Source organism: Lutispora saccharofermentans (genome assembly GCF_024363565.1).
GTDB lineage: Bacteria > Bacillota > Clostridia > Lutisporales > Lutisporaceae > Lutispora > Lutispora saccharofermentans.
Genome location: NZ_JAJEKE010000004.1, coordinates 156,701 through 173,331, shown reverse-complemented (window position 1 = coordinate 173,331; position 16,631 = coordinate 156,701). Strand labels below are relative to the sequence as shown.

Sequence of the window (16,631 nt, the reverse complement as noted above, 5' to 3'; positions counted from 1 at the left end):
GGCTGGTGAAAGATTATTTGCAAAGCTCTTGACGAATATCACCTTGGAGCCGGATTCCTGAACCGGAGTAAGGAATTCCGCAGTCATGCGTTAAGTTGACCGAGTGGCAGCTCCTTTTGGGGCTGTAATGAGGGTGGTACCGCGTGTCCAAACGTCCCTATGGTTTTTACCATAGGGCTTTTTAATTATACAAAGTATATGAGGAGATGAGCGAAAATGAAATTTAAACCTCTTTCGGAAAAGCCTGTGGCAGAGAGGGAAAATCAGATAGCCCGATTTTGGGATGAGATTGATATTCTCGACAAAGTAGTTGCTAACAGAAAAGGAGCAAAGCCCTATATATTCTACGAGGGGCCTCCTACAGCCAACGGCAGGCCAGGCATACATCACGTCATCGCCAGGACCCTGAAGGATTCCGTGTGCCGCTACCAGAGCATGAAAGGCCACGAGGTAAAGAGAAAGGCCGGCTGGGATACCCACGGACTGCCTGTTGAGATCGAAGTTGAAAAACAGTTGAAGCTTTCCAGCAAACAGGAAATAGAGGAATACGGCATAGCAGAATTCAATGAGAAATGCCGTGAATCCGTATTCACCTATGAAAGACAGTGGAGAGAAATGACCGAAAGGATGGGCTATTCCATAGATTTGGATAATCCCTATATAACCTTGAACAATGACTATATAGAGAGCGAATGGTGGATACTGGACAAATTTTTCAAGGAAGGCTTGATGTATGAAGGACATAAGATACTGCCCTACTGCAGCCGCTGCGGCACAGGCCTGGCTTCCCATGAAGTAGCCCAGGGCTATAAGGAAGTGAAGACGAATACTGTAATAGTCAAGTTCAAAAGAAAAGATGCGGAGGAATACTTCCTGGTATGGACAACAACACCCTGGACATTGCCTTCCAACGTAGCATTGACGGTAAACCCTAATGAGACCTATCTGAAGGCAAAACAGGGCGATACCGTATATTATGTTGAAAAGAATCTAGCCGGAAAGGTTCTCGGAGAGGATTTCGAAGTTTTAGAGGAGCTTTCAGGCAAGGATCTGGAGTATATGGAATACGAACAGTTGATGCCTTTTGTGAAAGCCGATAAGAAAGCGTTCTTTGTTACCGTTGCAGATTATGTAACTACCGAGGACGGCACCGGCATAGTCCATACTGCGCCTGCTTTTGGCGAAGATGACTATAACACCGGAAGAAGATATGACCTGCCTGTATTGCAGCCTGTTGATGAAACGGGCAAATTTACTGCCACACCATGGGAAGGCACATTCGTAATGGATGCGGATTTGGATATAATCAAATGGCTGGCTTACGAAGGAAAGCTTTTCAAGAAGGAAAAGATGGAGCATAATTACCCTCACTGCTGGCGCTGTCAGACTCCGCTTCTCTATTATGCAAAGCCCGGCTGGTATATAGAGATGACAAAGCTGAGGGATCAATTGGTAGAAAACAACAATAAGGTAGAATGGTACCCGGACTATGTGGGAGAAAAGCGATTTGGCAACTGGCTGGAGAATGTCAATGACTGGGCTTTGTCAAGGAGCAGATATTGGGGAACGCCCCTCAATATATGGAGATGCGAATGCGGCCATACCACTTCCGTAGGCTCCAGAAAAGAGCTTGTAGAGAGAGCCGTAGAAGAAATAGATGAAAAGGTCGAGCTTCACAGGCCCCATGTTGATAATGTCCACCTCAAATGCGATAAATGCGGCGGAATCATGACCAGGGTCACAGAGGTTATAGACTGCTGGTTTGACAGCGGTGCAATGCCTTTTGCCCAGCATCACTATCCTTTTGAGAACAAGGAAAATTTCCATGAATTATTCCCTGCGGATTTCATATGCGAGGGCATAGACCAGACAAGAGGATGGTTCTACTCCCTTATGGCAATATCCACATTTGTGATGGGAACCTCCCCATACAAGAGAGTTCTGGTCAATGATCTGATATTGGATAAGGAAGGCCGCAAGATGTCAAAATCCAGGGGCAACACCGTAGATCCCTTTGAGATGTTTGACAAATACGGTGCCGATGCTTTGAGATGGTACCTGCTGTATGTATCGCCGGCATGGACGCCCACCAGATTTGATGAGGACGGCCTCAAGGAAGTCATGAGCAAATTCTTCGGTACTTTGAGAAATGTATATTCCTTCTTCACTCTGTATGCAAATACAGACGACATAGATCCGAGGGAATTTTTCATAGAGTACAAGGAAAGACCGGAGCTGGACAGATGGATACTCTCGAAATACAATAATTTGCTGGCTCAGGTTGAATATGAGATGTCTATATACGACCTGACAAAGTCGGTGAGAAAGATTCAGGACTTCGTCAACGAAGACCTCTCCAACTGGTATATAAGACGTTCGAGGAGAAGATTCTGGGAAACAGAGCTTACAGACGACAAGAAAGCGGTTTACAATACTACCTATGAAATACTTGTCGGCTTGACAAAGCTCATAGCTCCATTCTCACCATTTATGGCTGATGAAATGTATAAGGATCTCACAGGCGAATTATCGGTTCATTTAGCCGACTATCCTGTTGCCGACAGATCTTTGCTGGAGCCTCACATAGAGGAAAGGATGGATCTTGTGAGAGACCTGGTAAGCTTGGGCAGGTCTGCTAGGGAGCAGGTAAGGATAAAGGTTAGGCAGCCTATTTCAGAGGTGCTGATAGACGGCAAATATGAAGATCTCATATTGGATCTGGTGCCTTTGATCCAGGAGGAGCTAAACGTAAAAGAGGTTGTATTTGCAAAGCATCTTGATGAATATATGCAATTCAACCTGAAGCCGAACTTCAAGATAGCAGGGCCTGTATTGGGCTCAAAGATAAAGCTGCTGGGCAAAGCATTGGCAGCGGTTGACGGCTCAGAAGCGGTGAAGAAGCTGGAAGCGGGAGAAACCTTGAAGCTTGCGGTGGACGGGGAAGTCCTGGATGTAATAAAGGATTATGTATTGATCACCATATCTGCAAAAGAAGGCTTCACCGTAGCCATGGAGAATAATCTGTTTGTGATATTGGAGACTACTCTCACCCAGGAGCTCTTGGATGAGGGCTATGCAAGGGAATTTATCTCCAAGGTGCAGCAGATGAGAAAGAATAACGGCTATGAGATGATGGACAGGATAAAGATATTCTATGATGGTGATGATGATATAGCCAAAGCTGTCAATATCTATATGGATTATATAATGAAAGAGACTTTGGCTGATGCTGTAGAGCACACCAAGGATGACAGCTTTGAGAAGCAGGACCTGAACGGTCATGACACAGGAATGAAACTGGAAAAACTATAAGTTCTATAAGCCCTATAAGCAATAGCATCCATGTATAGCCACGTATAGTATATAAAAATTGATGACACTAATTCACTGAGCCTAAGAAAATCCTACGCTTCCCAAAGGTCATCCGTGACCTGGAAAGCTTGCTCGGCGTCCGTGCCTCGCCTACGGATTTTCTAAGGCTCAGCTCATAAGAGTCATTGACAATTTTTATATAAGCATACTTAGTCTATACATGGATGCTATTTTACTGCAGCGGAATATATAAATGGTATGCATATCCGTGTACAGATATACATACCATTCTACTTATCTGTGCTGTATCATCAGCTTAACCGGCGATTGCCGGTTTTTCTATAGCTTTATTATATCTATTGAATTCAGGAAAACAATCAAAACCAGGATAGGGGTTATATATTTTAGAATAAACAAAAACAATCCTATCAAATTGCCGTTATTCAACCGGTCATTGTTTGACAGCTCTCGCCGGAGCGACGATATATCTGCAAAATGGCCCGCAAGCAGTGATATCAACAGGCCGCCAAAGGGCAGTAAGACATTTGAGGAGATAAAATCAAACAAATCGAAAAAGCTTTTTCCCGCGATAACCGTATTTCCAAAAACGCTCATCGGATGTACTGTTGCTATCCCTATTAAAAGTATTATAGCTGAAGTGAGCAGCACCGCTTTATTTCTGGAAATATTTTTTTCTTCGGTGAAATATGCTACAGGCACTTCTACAAGGGATAACATCGCTGTTGTAGCTGCAATGCCCGTGAGAACAAAGAAAGCTACCAGCAGCAATCCGCCAAAGGGGATTTTGGAAAACACCAAAGGTATTGTATTAAATAGCAGTCCCGGCCCCTGCCCCGGCTCCAATCCGAATGTGAAAACCACCGGGAATATGGAAATACCGGCAAGCATCGATACGGCCGTATCGGATATTGCTACCTTTGCCGAGGTGCTGATCAAGTTTGTCTCATTTGTGAAGTAGCTTCCGTAGGTTATCATGGTTCCCATACCAAGAGACAGCTTAAAAAAAGCAAGTCCCAGGGCGGCTAATATTACCGGGGCCGTAAGCTTTGTGAAGTCTACATGAAAAAGAAAGCTGAGCCCTTCTCTGGCTCCGGGCAGTGTGAGTGCTCTTATATCGCATATGATAATCAATGCAAAGAGGACAGGCATAAGGGTCTTTGTTATGCGCTCGATACCATTTTTTACACCGGCAACAAGTATTGCTGATACCACTATCAAAACGATAGCCTGCCAAAGCATAGGTGAAAAAGCGCCGCCTGCAGTTGCTCCGAACTGATCGGCTGTCATCTTTGCAGCCTCCTCCACGGATAAGGAGGACAGGCCGCCGAAATCACCTTTAATCGCCTTAAACACATAAGAATACACCCATCCGGCGACGGCGCTGTAAAAAAACATAATAAAAAATGAAGCCGCAACCCCCATATAACCGATGGATTTCCAAATCGGCTGATCAGGTCGAATCCCATGAATAGCGCCAACAGCATTTTTTCTGGCTTTTCTGCCTATAAAAAACTCTGAAATCATTACAGGCATCCCTATTAGCGTAACACATAATAAATATACCAGTATAAAAGCTCCTCCGCCATTTTGGCCTGTCAGGTAAGGAAATTTCCATATGTTGCCCAGACCCACTGCAGATCCCAGAGTCGCAAAGAATACCGCCAAAGTTGATGAAAAGCCCTCCCTGTTTTGTTTTCGGTCCATTTTTTCATGCCTCCTAAATTATGACGTCAATGCTAATATATATGAGAATGCATGTATAAACACATAATGAATAGCAAAAATTAAGGGCGATTGTAAAACATTGTGCATATTTATACATAATCGATATATAAAAATTATAATATATGTTTCACAATAATATGTCAATATTTTAATACTGGTATTATCTTATTTTACAGAAAGGATATGTATAAATTGCTAAAAATATATGGTAATATTGACTTGTTGAAACCATGAGCCGGGGATGTGCAATAAAAATACCTGTTTATGCTCAGAGCAAGAGAGAGTTTTACACCCTGGCATGATTTGAAAGAGGAGGCGCTGCGTTGCAAAAGATAAAGCTTTGGACCAGACAACATGAAAATGTATTAAAAAGCATTGAAGCTTTCGGCATATATAGGCCTAAAAAGGAGTTCTTGGAGCAGAAATTCGACTCCATCTGGGAATATTATTCGGAGGTTTACAGATGGTATATAGAAAGAGCCGAAAAAATAGTGCCGAGGCCGGAAGGAGCAGAGTTCCCAATATGGCTTTCTGTCAGATCGGATATGATGCTTCAGGCTGCGGAAAATAACGTCATAATTGAACTCGAGGCACCTGTGGACAAAGTGGTTTTTACCGACTCCGAAAAATGGGGCTATGTTATGAATTATTGGTATCTGCCCATTGACAAGAGGGATGAAGAAAAATTCAACGATGAGCTGAAAAGGGTGGGCATAGGAGATGAATCTGAATTATACATGGGCCACAAAGGCAACTTCTATCCTCACTTGAGAAGCAAGATAATCAAAAGCTGGGAAAGGCTTTTTGAAGGAGGGGAGGAGATAACCCCCACTGCTCAGGCTACCCTATGGGAAATAAGAAAAGAATGGGTAACTGGCATAACCGGATATGAACGCTAAACTAAACCTCAACTCCAAAGGACGCAAAAACCTGCTTCATATAGAAGAGAGTTCTTTGCTTTGCTTCTTCCGGTGAATAAGCTGCTTGGCCCATAACGAGCCTTGTCAGCATTCCTTGATGCAGGAGTATTATCATCTCGTTGATATCTTCTGCATTTTCAGCTTTTACATAGCCTTTTTTTATGCAAGGCTGCAGCAAAGTGAGATTTCTTTCATATATATTCTGGCCCAGGAGCATTGGTTTGATGTCTTCCTCCATATCCTCCAGTTCTTCCGGAAATATGGAGTAGTAATCCTTTATGGCATTGTTCAATTTAAGGCTGTGCTTTCCAAAGAATATTCCGTTGAAAATTTTTGGCATATTATAAGCGTGATGGCAAAAGCATTCCCACACCTTAAAGTACCTTTCTACCGGAGTATGGGCGCTCTTCGTATAGCATTTCAAATCATATATGTATTCTCTCAGATATCTCAATGAAGCATAAAAGGTCAAGTGCTCCAAGTCGTCAAAATAATTGTATAATGTAGCGCTGTTGTAGCCTGCTATGTCAGCTACTTCACGGGCAGACAAGGCTTCTATGCCCCGCTCATCTATTATCTGCTTTGCGGCGTCAATAAAATATCCCATCATCCTTCTTTTTTGCAAAGTCTTCTTATCTATCTCCATTACTATATACTCCTATAAAAAAATAATATTTTTCTCTTATTATAACATGCTTATATTCTAATAATAAACATAGAAGCTATTGATTATTTCTATATAAAATACAGCTTCTATAAAAAAATAAACGAGTTAATATAATAAACACGTTTACATTACAAACTATATTATGGTACAATAAATATGTTATAAAAATAACATACTTATGCTATTCATATAGAATAGCGATGAGAGGAGTGTAGCAATGAGACTGGAAATAGGTAATTTCTATGTAAAGGACATCGTGTTTGGAGCTAAAACGGAGTACAAGGATGGCGTTTTGACCATCAACAAGAAAGAAGCCCTCGGCGTTGTTTTTGAAGATGAACATATTACAGAAGCGGATCTCCTGATTGTTAAGCCCGGAGATATGGTTCGTCTGGTCCCTGTGAAGGAAGCTATCGAGGCGAGATGCCGTATAGGCGGAGGCCCGGTATTCCCGGGAGTGACCGGAGAGCTTATGCAAGCCGGAGAGGGCAGGATTCATGCTCTTAAGGATTCAAGCATACTTGTGGTAGGCAGACATTGGGGAGGCTTCCAGGACGGCCTCATTGACATGGGCGGAGAAGGCGCAAAATATACGTATTATTCGAAATTAAAGAATTTAGTTTTGGTTGGAGATACTGACGAAGACTTCGAGAAGAATGAACAGCAAAAGAAAAACCACGCACTAAGATGGGCAGGCATGAGACTCGCCGAATATGTGGGCAGAAGTGTTGAAAAAATAGAACCGGAGGAAGTCGAGGTTTATGAATTGGAGGCAGTGACAAAGAGAACGGCAGAGGTCAATGCGCTTTCAAGCGTAGTTCTGGTGCTTCAGCCTCAATCACAGATGGAAGAGCTGGGATATAATGACTTGGCTTATGGATGGGACTGCAACAGAATGCTTCCGACCTTTATGCATCCGAATGAAGTATTGGACGGAGCTATGATCTCCGGATCCTTTATGCCTTGTTCTTCAAAGTGGTCAACATATGATTTTCAGAACTTCCCAATGATAAAAAGATTATATCAGGAGCACGGTAAAACCCTGAACTTTATCGGCGTTATAATGTCAAACCTGAATGTGGCTCTTGAGCAAAAGCAAAGGGCGGCTCTTTATGTTGCACAGATTGCAAAATCTCTGGGCGCTGATTCAGCTATTGTAGCAGAAGAAGGCTATGGAAACCCCGATGCGGACTTTATCGCATGTATCGTTGCGCTGGAAGATGCCGGGGTCAAGACTATCGGATTGACAAATGAATGCACAGGGAGAGACGGTGCTTCACAGCCTTTGGTTGCTTTGGATGAGAAGGCAAACGCTATAGTGTCCTGCGGTAATGTTTCTGAGATGATCGATCTTCCTGCTATGGAAACAGTGATAGGAGAACTGGAAGCTTTGGCGAGAGACGGGCTTTCCGGGGGCTGGAGCAATGATGCAATACTGGGTCCATCGGTTAGAGCAGACGGCTCAATCATAATGGAAAACAATGCAATGTTCTGCGGAGATATGGTAGTAGGCTGGTCAACAAAGACCATGAAAGAGTTTTAAGGAGGTGTTTTAGATGAAAAAAGCTATTTTATATATAAATCAGTTCTTTGGACAAATAGGCGGCGAGGAAATGGCCGACCATGCGCCAGAGATTAGGGAAGGTCAGGTAGGCCCGGCAATGGAGCTACAAAAACAGCTTGGTGACGAATATCAGGTCACGCATACGATCATCTGCGGTGATAACTTCATGGGTTCGAGGCAGGAAGAAGCGATAAATGCAATATTAGGCTTTCTGGAAGGCAAGGAGTTTGATATATTCTTTGCAGGGCCCGCATTCAGAGCGGGAAGATACGGCAGTGCCTGCGGAAATATATGTAAAGCCGTGAAAGAAAAGTTCAGCGTGCCTGTTATAACTTCTATGAACGAAGAAAACCCGGGTGTTGACATGTTCAGAAAAGAAATGTATATATTTGAAGGCGGAGCCAGCGCAGCAGCCATGAGAAAAGATGTATCCGCTATGGCCAATTTCGCAAAAAAGCTGATGAATGGAGAAGAGCTCCTTTCGGCTTCTGAGGAAGGCTATTTCGGCAGAGGCATCAGAAAACAGGTATACCTGGATCCTTCCGTAAATGCCGCAGACAGAGTAATAGACATGCTTCTGAAAAAGGTAAAAGGCGAGGAATTTAAAAGCGAGCTTCCCATACCTCCATCAGATTTGATACCTATAGCACCAGCTATTTCACCGGAGGAACTGAGCAAGCTTCAGATTGCTTTAGTCACTTCCGGCGGTATTGTGCCTGTTGGAAATCCTGATAGGATCCAGTCAGCTTCAGCTACCAAGTGGGGCAAATATGATGTCACAAAGCTTTATGACCTGGCAGAGGGGGAGTTTATGACAATTCATGCCGGCTTTGACCCTGCAGCAGCTAATGCTGACCCCGACGTTGTTCTGCCTTTGGATGCCCTTCGCGCTTATGAGAAGGAAGGTAAGATAGGCGGAGTCTATAAGTATTTCTATTCTACTGTCGGTACCGGTACAACACAGGCAGAGGCAGCAAGAATGGGCAAGGAGATAGCAGTAGAGCTAGTTGCTGACGGTGTCAAGGCAGTTATACTCACGTCCACCTGAGGTACTTGTACACGTTGCGGTGCAACGATGACAAAAGAAATTGAAAAGGCAGGCATCACTATAGTGCAGATGGCTAATCTGATACCTGTTGCGAAGACTGTGGGAGCAAACAGAATGGTTCCAACTATATCAATACCATATCCCCTGGGAGATCCCGGCACACCGAAGGAAGTTCAGTTCAAGCTTCGATATCACAGAGTGGGTGTGGCTTTAGATGCACTTACTACAGATATAAAAGAACAAACTGTATTTAAAGTAAAAATATAATGAAATGAGGATTACCATATGAAGGAAGTTAAGAAAGACAATACGGTGTATATTATTTCCTTGATAGTGGTATTTGCCATTGTTGGCTGGGGCTTTGCGGCCCCGGCCAACTTTGGGAGTGCTGCTAATGCATTATTTAACTCCCTTGTAGATAATTTCAGCTGGCTTTATCTCATATCAATGTTTGTGTTCGTAGCATTCTGTGTTGCCATCGGTTTTTCTAAATATGGCAAAATAAAACTGGGGCCTGATGACTCAGTACCTGAATTCAGTACGGTTTCTTGGTTTGGTATGCTGTTCGGTTCCGGAATGGGTATAGGCCTTGTATTCTGGGGAGTAGCTGAGCCTTTGAATCATTTTCTGAATCCTGTAGGGATTGAAGGTGCTACTACAGAGGCAGCCAACTTTGCCATCAAGCAGTCCTTTTTCCATTGGGGTATTCATCCATGGGCCAATTATGCAGTAATAGGTCTTGCACTGGCATACTTCCAATTCCGTAAAAATGCCCCTGGACTTATAAGCAGTATTTTCCTGCCTCTTATAGGTGAAAAGGGTGTAAGAGGACCTGTAGGAAAAGCTATAGATATACTTGCCATATTTGCGACAGTTGCCGGTGTGGCTACCTCTCTCGGTATAGGGACACTTCAGATAAACAGCGGACTTAGTTACATGTTCGGGCTTCCTACTACAACAATGGTCCAATTATCAATAATCGCTGTAATAACCATCATATATATATGGACGGCGGTAAGCGGTATTGATAAAGGAATAAAGCTTTTATCTGATTTGAACTTGATTTTGGCATTTGCCATATTGGCGCTGTCTATAATTGTAGGGCCCAAGCTGGCTATGATAAATTCTCTCACAAACGGTATAGGAATGTATCTTGATAAGTTTGTGTATGACAGCTTCCATATAGAAGCCTTCGGCGACAACAGCTGGATAGGAGGCTGGACCATATTCTATTGGGCTTGGTGGATTGCATGGGCACCATTTGTGGGCACATTTATAGCCAGAATATCAAAGGGAAGAACTATAAAAGAATTTGTTATAGGAGTTATATTGGCTCCGACTCTTGCTTCCTTTATATGGTTTGCAGTATTCGGCTCTTTGGGAATCAACCTCGGTGCAGAGGTGGCAGCAGAGGCAACCAAGCTGACTGAGACAGCATTCTTTGTAGTAATGAGCAAATACCCGTTAGGATTCATAATATCCATAATTGCAGTATTCCTGCTGGGAACATTCTTCATAACATCAGCCAACTCTGCAACCTTTGTATTGGGCATGATGTCACAGCAGGGCGACCTGAACCCAAGCAATTCAAAGAAGGTCCTTTGGGGATTGGTACAGGCACTGCTCGCATTCGCATTGCTGCTTGGAGGAGGCTTAAAAGCGCTTCAGACAGCATCCATTGCAGCAGCCTTCCCATTTGCTATAGTCATGATATTCGCATGTGTGGCGCTTGTGAAAGCCTTGAAGCAAGAATTATAAAGCTATAAAACCGGCAGCAGCTCACTAGTGTTGCATCAAGGGAAAAATGAATAATTGACAAAATGAGAACTCCTTGTAACTGGTTTATGCTAGTTACAAGGAGTACCTTTATGACCATCAATTTACTTATAAGTATAAATTAATTAATTGCGAAGTATAGACTGGCCCTGTATACACAACTACTTTTATGGAATTTTATAGGATTTATGCACTGGATAAGAATATTCCAGCTTCTTCTGCCTGTTCCAATATTTTTGTCTATGATTTATCGTCTAAACTAATTTTTCATTATCTTTTCTTCCATCGTATCAATTCCCTAATAATCTAGTATAACACATTTTTCACAGTTCAATTACAATTTTCATAATTTCTCCGTAGCGGTAAGTCCATAAGCCGATTATAGCATTATTTGAAGGTTCAACAATCTTACCCAGCTCAGATTATTGAATATTTTTTGTTTCCGGTCTATTTTATCCCGTACTTATACCGTATAAACTCCATGACCTTTTCCATTTCCTTTTTAGCTTCAGGCGGAAGATCCTCATAAGGGCCGTTTTGCGTTTGCGGAGGGGAGGCGGAATATTTTCCGTAGCGGTCAAGTACCTTATCGGCCAATTCTTTTATATTGGTCCGCCCAAGCAGGTAATCAATGGAGACATCAAAGAAATCGGCCATCTGCTTTTTTATTTCATCACTGGGAACCCTTTTGCCGGACTCATATTGAGAGAGCGTTGTATTTGAAATATTTAGCATTTTTGCCAGTTCAAGCTGGCTAAGTTCTTTTTCTTCCCTTAATCTCGCAATTCTACTGCCAAGCAAATTATTATCCATCGGAATTCCCCTTTTCACATTTTGTGAATTTAATTTGACTATAGCATATTGCATAAATTTGAGAACTTATATTCACAAAATGTGAAAAAAATATTGACTTTTGCAATAAGTGAAAGTAAAATAGAAATTGTATATTTGCTGAATGTGAAATACGGGAGTAAAACAGTGAAAAAGAGCTTGACCGAATTACGAAGCAGAAAGAATATTACTCAGGCGGAAATGGCTGAAATTCTGGGAATCCTAATCTCAACATATAACATGTATGAGCACGGACAAAGGAAAATACCCTGAAAGGTAGCTTCCCATACAGCCCCAAAATACTAAGCGTTCAAGAGGAGGATATTTTTTTGCCCACTGTTTTCACAATTAGCAAAATAAACTACTAAAAAAAAAGAGTGTAAAACTGTGCAAAAACAAATCGAATTTTACATCGATAGCAAGCGTGATGAAAGGATCAAGGCTTGGGAAGTGCTTGTTAACCTGTATAAATCATGATAAAGGAGGTAGAGTAAATGACAAAAAAAGAACAAGCCATTGCTGCGGTAGACCGGTATTCCGATGAGCTGTGTGCTTTGAGCGACGCAATCTGGGATCACCCCGAGGTTGGCTACACGGAAAAATTCGCCAAGGAAACCTATTGCGCGTTTCTTAAAAAAGAGGGCTTTTCCGTAACCGAAAACCTAGGCGATATTCCCACGGCATTTTGCGGCAGCTATGGCAGTGGCAGCCCCGTTGTTGGCATTCTTGCGGAGTTTGATGCGCTTCCCGGTTTGAGCCAGAAGGCGGAAAGCATGGTCAAAGAGCCGGTAAAGGTCGGCGGCGCAGGTCATGGCTGCGGCCATAATCTGCTGGGGGGCGGCGCACTGGCTGCAGCCGTTGCAGCAAAGGCTTATCTGCAGGACGGACATGTGGGAACAGTGGTCTTTTACGGCTGTCCCGCAGAGGAAAACGGCTCCGGCAAGGCATTCCTTGCAAAGGCGGGCGCATTTGACAGGCTGGATGCCGCATTCTCCTGGCACCCGGGTGACTGCAATAGTGTGGGGATGGGCAGCACACTTGCAAACTACAAGGTGATTTACCATTTTCACGGGAAAACCTCTCATGCCGCGATTGACCCCGAACTGGGCAGGAGCGCGCTGGATGCAATGGAACTGATGAATGTAGGCGCCCAGTTCTTGAGAGAGCATATCTCCACTGAATGCCGCGTGCATTACGCGATCACAGACGGCGGCGGGGAAGCACCTAATGTGGTGCAGGATCATGCGGATGTCACTTATCTGATGCGCGCGCCGCAGCTTCCGGTGCTGACGGATTTGTATGAAAGAGTAACCGCCAACGCAACGGGGGCGGCAATCATGACAGGCACAACCGTGGACTGCGAGTTTGTTAAAGCTTGCTCCAACATGCTGCCCAATGTCGTCCTTGCAAAGGTCATGCAGAAAAACCTTGAAGAGCTGGGTGCCGCGCAATACAGTCAGGAAGACCGCGATCTTGCTGCGGCCATCGGCGCGACCATCGCCCAGAAAGGCAGTTTCTTTCGGGTGGTTGCATCACAGGTAGAGAACAGCGATCGGCGCACTGAGCTGTTAAAATATGCAGACGATGCTCTTTGCGAAGTGGTTCTGCCTTTGGGTAAGGAAAGCACGGGGCAGGCTTCCTCTGATGTGGGCGATGTGAGCTGGGTATGCCCGGTGGCACAGATTAGTATGGCTACCATGCCTGCCGGCACACCGATGCACTCCTGGCAGGAGGTTGCGGTCGGCAAAAGCGGCATGGCACACAAAGGCATGCTGCAGGCAGGCAGAGTCATTGCCGCATCTGTCATTGACACGCTGAGCAATCCAGACATTGTCGCCGCCGCAAAACAAGAGAAGAACGCCAGAACCAACGGAGTTCCGTTTGCTTCCCTTATCCCTGATGGGGTGAAGCCCTCGATCCCCGTCATGGCGTAAAACAAATCATATATTTTCAACCGGAAGAATCTACAGCGGGGGGGCCATACATGAATACTACTTCTGAGAACAATATTAGGCGGCGGCAGGTTCTTGCCGTACTATCACTTTTGACAGCACAGCCCATTTACATGTTCTATGTAGGGGCCCGATCAGTGGTGCTGAGCCAGATCCTGACGGAATTGAACGGGATGCAGTTTTTCAGCATCACTGTCATTCTCAGCTCCACCATTATGGCGATCACACTGCCGATCGCGGGCAGCATCAGCGACAAAATCGGCAGGCGGACAACCTATCTGCTAGGTCTTGGCGGTTACTGCATCGCAATGGTTCTGTGCGCCATGGCGCTTAACACGCCGATGCTCCTTTTGGGCATTTCCATGTGCGGATTTACAAACGGGTTCACTTCGTCCGTGACATACGCGCTGGTTTCCGACACTTTTGCGGAGGCGCAGAGGCCCAAGATCATCAGTTATATTTCTATTTTAACGGCGGCGTCTTCGCTGCTGGGCCCTGTGCTGGGCGGCGCCCTGACGGATTTTAAAAGCTGGCGTCTGGTTTTTGTACTACTGCTGGTGCTCGAAGCTTTGAATTTCTGCTGTGCTGCCTTTGGCATTCCACGCATAAAGCCCATCAGCACTGCACGCAACCTAGATTATCTGGGAATCGTCTTTTTTACCCTGTGCATTGCGCCATTTTTATACCTGCTGACAAGTGCGGGCGGCACCTTCTCATGGCTTTCGCTGCAGACGGCTCTCCTTACCGCTGTGTCGCTTGTGTCACTGGCAGCTTTGGTACGGCGTGAAAAAAAGCACAGTGCACCGCTGATTCCTACAGATGTGATAAAAACACATCCGGAATATCTGATCTGCCTGATCGTTACGATCACTGGCGGAATCTGCTATTCTGGCATGAACTATCTGGCGCTTTATTACCAAAATGTTCGCGGCATGAATGCCACCATGAGCGGTATGATGACGGTGCCCAGACAGGGCGGTATGATGCTGGCATCACTGCTGATCGGAGTTTATATTAGCCGAAAGCGCAAATACCGCAGGTCCTTGCTCATCGGTATCGGCGTGTTCAGCCTGGCGGTATTTCTGATCGCCCAATTCGGCACAGATACACTGATTCCAATTCTGCTGTTTTCTGAACTATTGTATGGTGCGGCAGACGGCATATCCGCAGTGGGACCAAGTTCCATAGCACAGCATTATCTATCAAAAGATGAGGTTGGCAGAGGGATGGCATTCTCGTCTTTTGCGGGCACCTTTGGAAACTCGCTGGGAGCGGCTTTGAATAGTGCCATTCTACAGGGCGCGCAAAATTTTGGGGGAAGTTTTTGCGATGGATTGAACAGTGCATTCTGGGTTTATACCGCCCTTTGTGCCAGCGTTTTTGCGGTGATTATTCGGTTCTGGCCTGCACACAGGGGTGCTTGAACAACTGCACCGGTTCAATTTCCATATCAACATCAACAGTAAATATTTATCAAGTAAAGGAGTGCACATAATGACTCAACAAACTATATGTCTTATTGTTTTTGTCGTTACCCTTATTGGGTATATTTCCAACAAGTGGCCGCTGGCACTGGTGTCCATGACCTCCTTCTTTGTCCTGACGATTACCGGCTGTCTTTCGGCTTCTGATGCCCTTGGGTGCTTTTCTAATAGTTCTGCAATCATTATGGCTTGTATGTTCATTGTGGCTGCAGGACTGAATCGCACCCAGATGATCCACAAAGTCACAAACCTTGTCTACAAGGTGTCGGGCGGTTCGTTTATTGCCGGTATGGCCGGCTACTGCTTGGTCACTGTGCTTATTGCACAGGTCGCGCCCAGCGCGATTTTGATCTTCACCATCTGCTATCCTCTAGTAGTTGATTTCTGCCGCAAAATGGGCAAGAGCCCTTCCAAGGGGCTGTTCTCCATTGCGCTGATCTCCATCGTGTCCGTTGTGGCTTTCCCCATTGGCTCCGGCGCCACGTCCTATATTGCGAATAATGAACTGTTCGCGACCTACGGCCTTGCCTATAAGTCGCATATGTTCGATCCGTTCCTGGTAAGACTGCCTTCTATTGTCATGGCTTATATTTGCGGCGTTTTCATCTGTCCCAGGTTTTGCCCGGATTACGGCCCGCTTGAGGGCGGCGCCGATCAGCAGAACCAGCAGAAAAAAACGGTGGAAAAGAAGCCTCTGGATCCCGTCCGTGAGGTCCTTGGCTACGGCATTTTCCTGGCCGTTGTTGTGGGCATTCTGCTTGCCTCCTATATCGGCATTCCCACATGGCAGATCTGCTTTGCAGGCGCGGTGCTGGAGATTCTCACCGGCGTGCTGAGCGAAAAAGAAGCGATGAGCGCCCTTTCTCTGCCCCCCATCTTCCTATATGTCGGCTCTCTTGGTCTGGGCAACGCACTGGTCAATACTGGCGCCGGCGACTTGATTGCCAGCTTGGTTACCAAGATGATCGGCAATGATCCCTCCCCCGTTTTCGTGTATGCGCTGTTCTGGATCGTCGGCTTCGTGATGACGCAGATGATGTCAAATCTTGCCCTGTATTCGGCCCTGACTCCGGTTGTGCTGCTTACCTGTGCATCTCTGGGCTGGAACCCTATCGGCCTGCTAAGCATGGTATTCACCGCCTGCTGGACCTCCTACCTAACCCCGCTTTCCACCGTTTGCGTCCCCTTCCTGATGGAAGTCGGCGGCTACAAGCAGAAGGATCTACTGAAGGCAGGCTGGCTCCCCGCGTTGCTGATCACGGCAGTCATGATCCCCTGGACTCTACTGATGTTTCCACCGTTCTAAAAAGTACTTAGTTCGTTTTATCTCA

At 45.2% G+C, this 16,631-nt stretch carries 12 protein-coding genes and 1 other annotated feature (1 of these 13 cut by a window edge); of the genes, 9 read left to right on the top strand and 3 right to left on the bottom strand.

Going from position 1 to position 16,631, the window contains the following annotated elements; translation table 11 throughout:
* Positions 1–162 (top strand) — a binding site (T-box leader) (it extends 54 nt beyond the left edge of the window).
* 54 nt (positions 163–216) lie between these two features.
* Positions 217–3,312: an isoleucine--tRNA ligase gene (gene ileS, locus LJD61_RS07060; protein ID WP_255226823.1), complete on the top strand. Its 3,096-nt coding sequence runs from the start codon at positions 217–219 to the stop codon at positions 3,310–3,312.
* 339 nt (positions 3,313–3,651) lie between these two features.
* Here ileS and LJD61_RS07055 read toward each other — a convergent pair whose 3' ends face one another.
* Positions 3,652–5,037 (bottom strand): sodium-dependent transporter, encoded by a 1,386-nt coding sequence (locus tag LJD61_RS07055; RefSeq protein WP_255226822.1) that lies wholly within the window; start codon positions 5,035–5,037, stop codon positions 3,652–3,654.
* Between the two features lie 344 nt (positions 5,038–5,381).
* Between LJD61_RS07055 and LJD61_RS07050 the strand changes: the two genes are divergently transcribed.
* Positions 5,382–5,957: a DUF3841 domain-containing protein gene (locus LJD61_RS07050; RefSeq protein WP_255226821.1), complete on the top strand. Its 576-nt coding sequence runs from the start codon at positions 5,382–5,384 to the stop codon at positions 5,955–5,957.
* Between the two features lies 1 nt (position 5,958).
* Here the strand turns inward: LJD61_RS07050 and LJD61_RS07045 are convergent, their stop codons facing one another.
* Entirely contained in the window at positions 5,959–6,624 is a 666-nt protein-coding gene (locus LJD61_RS07045; protein ID WP_255226820.1) for a TetR/AcrR family transcriptional regulator, read from the bottom strand.
* 238 nt (positions 6,625–6,862) lie between these two features.
* On the opposite strand from LJD61_RS07045, the gene LJD61_RS07040 reads away from it, so the two are divergent.
* The 3 genes from LJD61_RS07040 to LJD61_RS07030 are packed head-to-tail and all read left to right on the top strand — an operon-like array spanning position 6,863 to position 11,015.
* On the top strand, positions 6,863–8,188 hold the full coding sequence (locus tag LJD61_RS07040) for a glycine/sarcosine/betaine reductase component B subunit (RefSeq protein ID WP_255226819.1): 1,326 nt from the start codon (positions 6,863–6,865) through the stop codon (positions 8,186–8,188).
* Positions 8,189–8,201: 13 nt separating this feature from the next.
* Complete coding sequence (gene grdH / locus LJD61_RS07035; RefSeq protein WP_255226818.1) at positions 8,202–9,524, top strand: betaine reductase selenoprotein B; 1,323 nt, start codon at positions 8,202–8,204, stop codon at positions 9,522–9,524.
* A gap of 18 nt (positions 9,525–9,542) precedes the next feature.
* Positions 9,543–11,015 (top strand): glycine betaine uptake BCCT transporter, encoded by a 1,473-nt coding sequence (locus LJD61_RS07030; protein ID WP_255226817.1) that lies wholly within the window; start codon positions 9,543–9,545, stop codon positions 11,013–11,015.
* A gap of 465 nt (positions 11,016–11,480) precedes the next feature.
* On the opposite strand, the gene LJD61_RS07025 is transcribed toward LJD61_RS07030, so the two are convergent.
* Positions 11,481–11,846 (bottom strand): helix-turn-helix domain-containing protein, encoded by a 366-nt coding sequence (locus LJD61_RS07025; protein ID WP_255226816.1) that lies wholly within the window; start codon positions 11,844–11,846, stop codon positions 11,481–11,483.
* Between the two features lie 219 nt (positions 11,847–12,065).
* Here LJD61_RS07025 and LJD61_RS20710 point away from each other — a divergent pair, with 219 nt between their 5' ends.
* From LJD61_RS20710 to LJD61_RS07005, 4 genes are all read left to right on the top strand, one after another.
* Complete coding sequence (locus tag LJD61_RS20710) at positions 12,066–12,137, top strand: hypothetical protein (protein ID WP_255226884.1); 72 nt, start codon at positions 12,066–12,068, stop codon at positions 12,135–12,137.
* A gap of 221 nt (positions 12,138–12,358) precedes the next feature.
* The gene (locus tag LJD61_RS07015; RefSeq protein WP_255226815.1) at positions 12,359–13,798 is read left to right on the top strand and encodes an amidohydrolase; all 1,440 of its coding nucleotides are present in this window, start codon (positions 12,359–12,361) and stop codon (positions 13,796–13,798) included.
* 50 nt (positions 13,799–13,848) lie between these two features.
* The gene (locus tag LJD61_RS07010; RefSeq protein WP_255226814.1) at positions 13,849–15,240 is read left to right on the top strand and encodes an MFS transporter; all 1,392 of its coding nucleotides are present in this window, start codon (positions 13,849–13,851) and stop codon (positions 15,238–15,240) included.
* A gap of 70 nt (positions 15,241–15,310) precedes the next feature.
* Positions 15,311–16,606, top strand: a complete 1,296-nt coding sequence (locus LJD61_RS07005; RefSeq protein ID WP_255226813.1) for an SLC13 family permease — start codon at positions 15,311–15,313, stop codon at positions 16,604–16,606.
* Positions 16,607–16,631: the final 25 nt, after the last annotated feature.

Bases quoted from the DNA above. Each gene is read 5' to 3' on its own strand.
- ileS (WP_255226823.1), top strand. From the start codon at position 217: ATGAAATTTAAACCTCTTTCGGAAAAGCCTGTGGCAGAGAGGGAAAAT.
- LJD61_RS07055 (WP_255226822.1), bottom strand. From the start codon at position 5,037: ATGGACCGAAAACAAAACAGGGAGGGCTTTTCATCAACTTTGGCGGTA.
- LJD61_RS07045 (WP_255226820.1), bottom strand. From the start codon at position 6,624: ATGGAGATAGATAAGAAGACTTTGCAAAAAAGAAGGATGATGGGATAT.
- LJD61_RS07040 (WP_255226819.1), top strand. From the start codon at position 6,863: ATGAGACTGGAAATAGGTAATTTCTATGTAAAGGACATCGTGTTTGGA.
- LJD61_RS07030 (WP_255226817.1), top strand. From the start codon at position 9,543: ATGAAGGAAGTTAAGAAAGACAATACGGTGTATATTATTTCCTTGATA.
- LJD61_RS07025 (WP_255226816.1), bottom strand. From the start codon at position 11,846: ATGGATAATAATTTGCTTGGCAGTAGAATTGCGAGATTAAGGGAAGAA.
- LJD61_RS07015 (WP_255226815.1), top strand. From the start codon at position 12,359: ATGACAAAAAAAGAACAAGCCATTGCTGCGGTAGACCGGTATTCCGAT.
- LJD61_RS07010 (WP_255226814.1), top strand. From the start codon at position 13,849: ATGAATACTACTTCTGAGAACAATATTAGGCGGCGGCAGGTTCTTGCC.
- LJD61_RS07005 (WP_255226813.1), top strand. From the start codon at position 15,311: ATGACTCAACAAACTATATGTCTTATTGTTTTTGTCGTTACCCTTATT.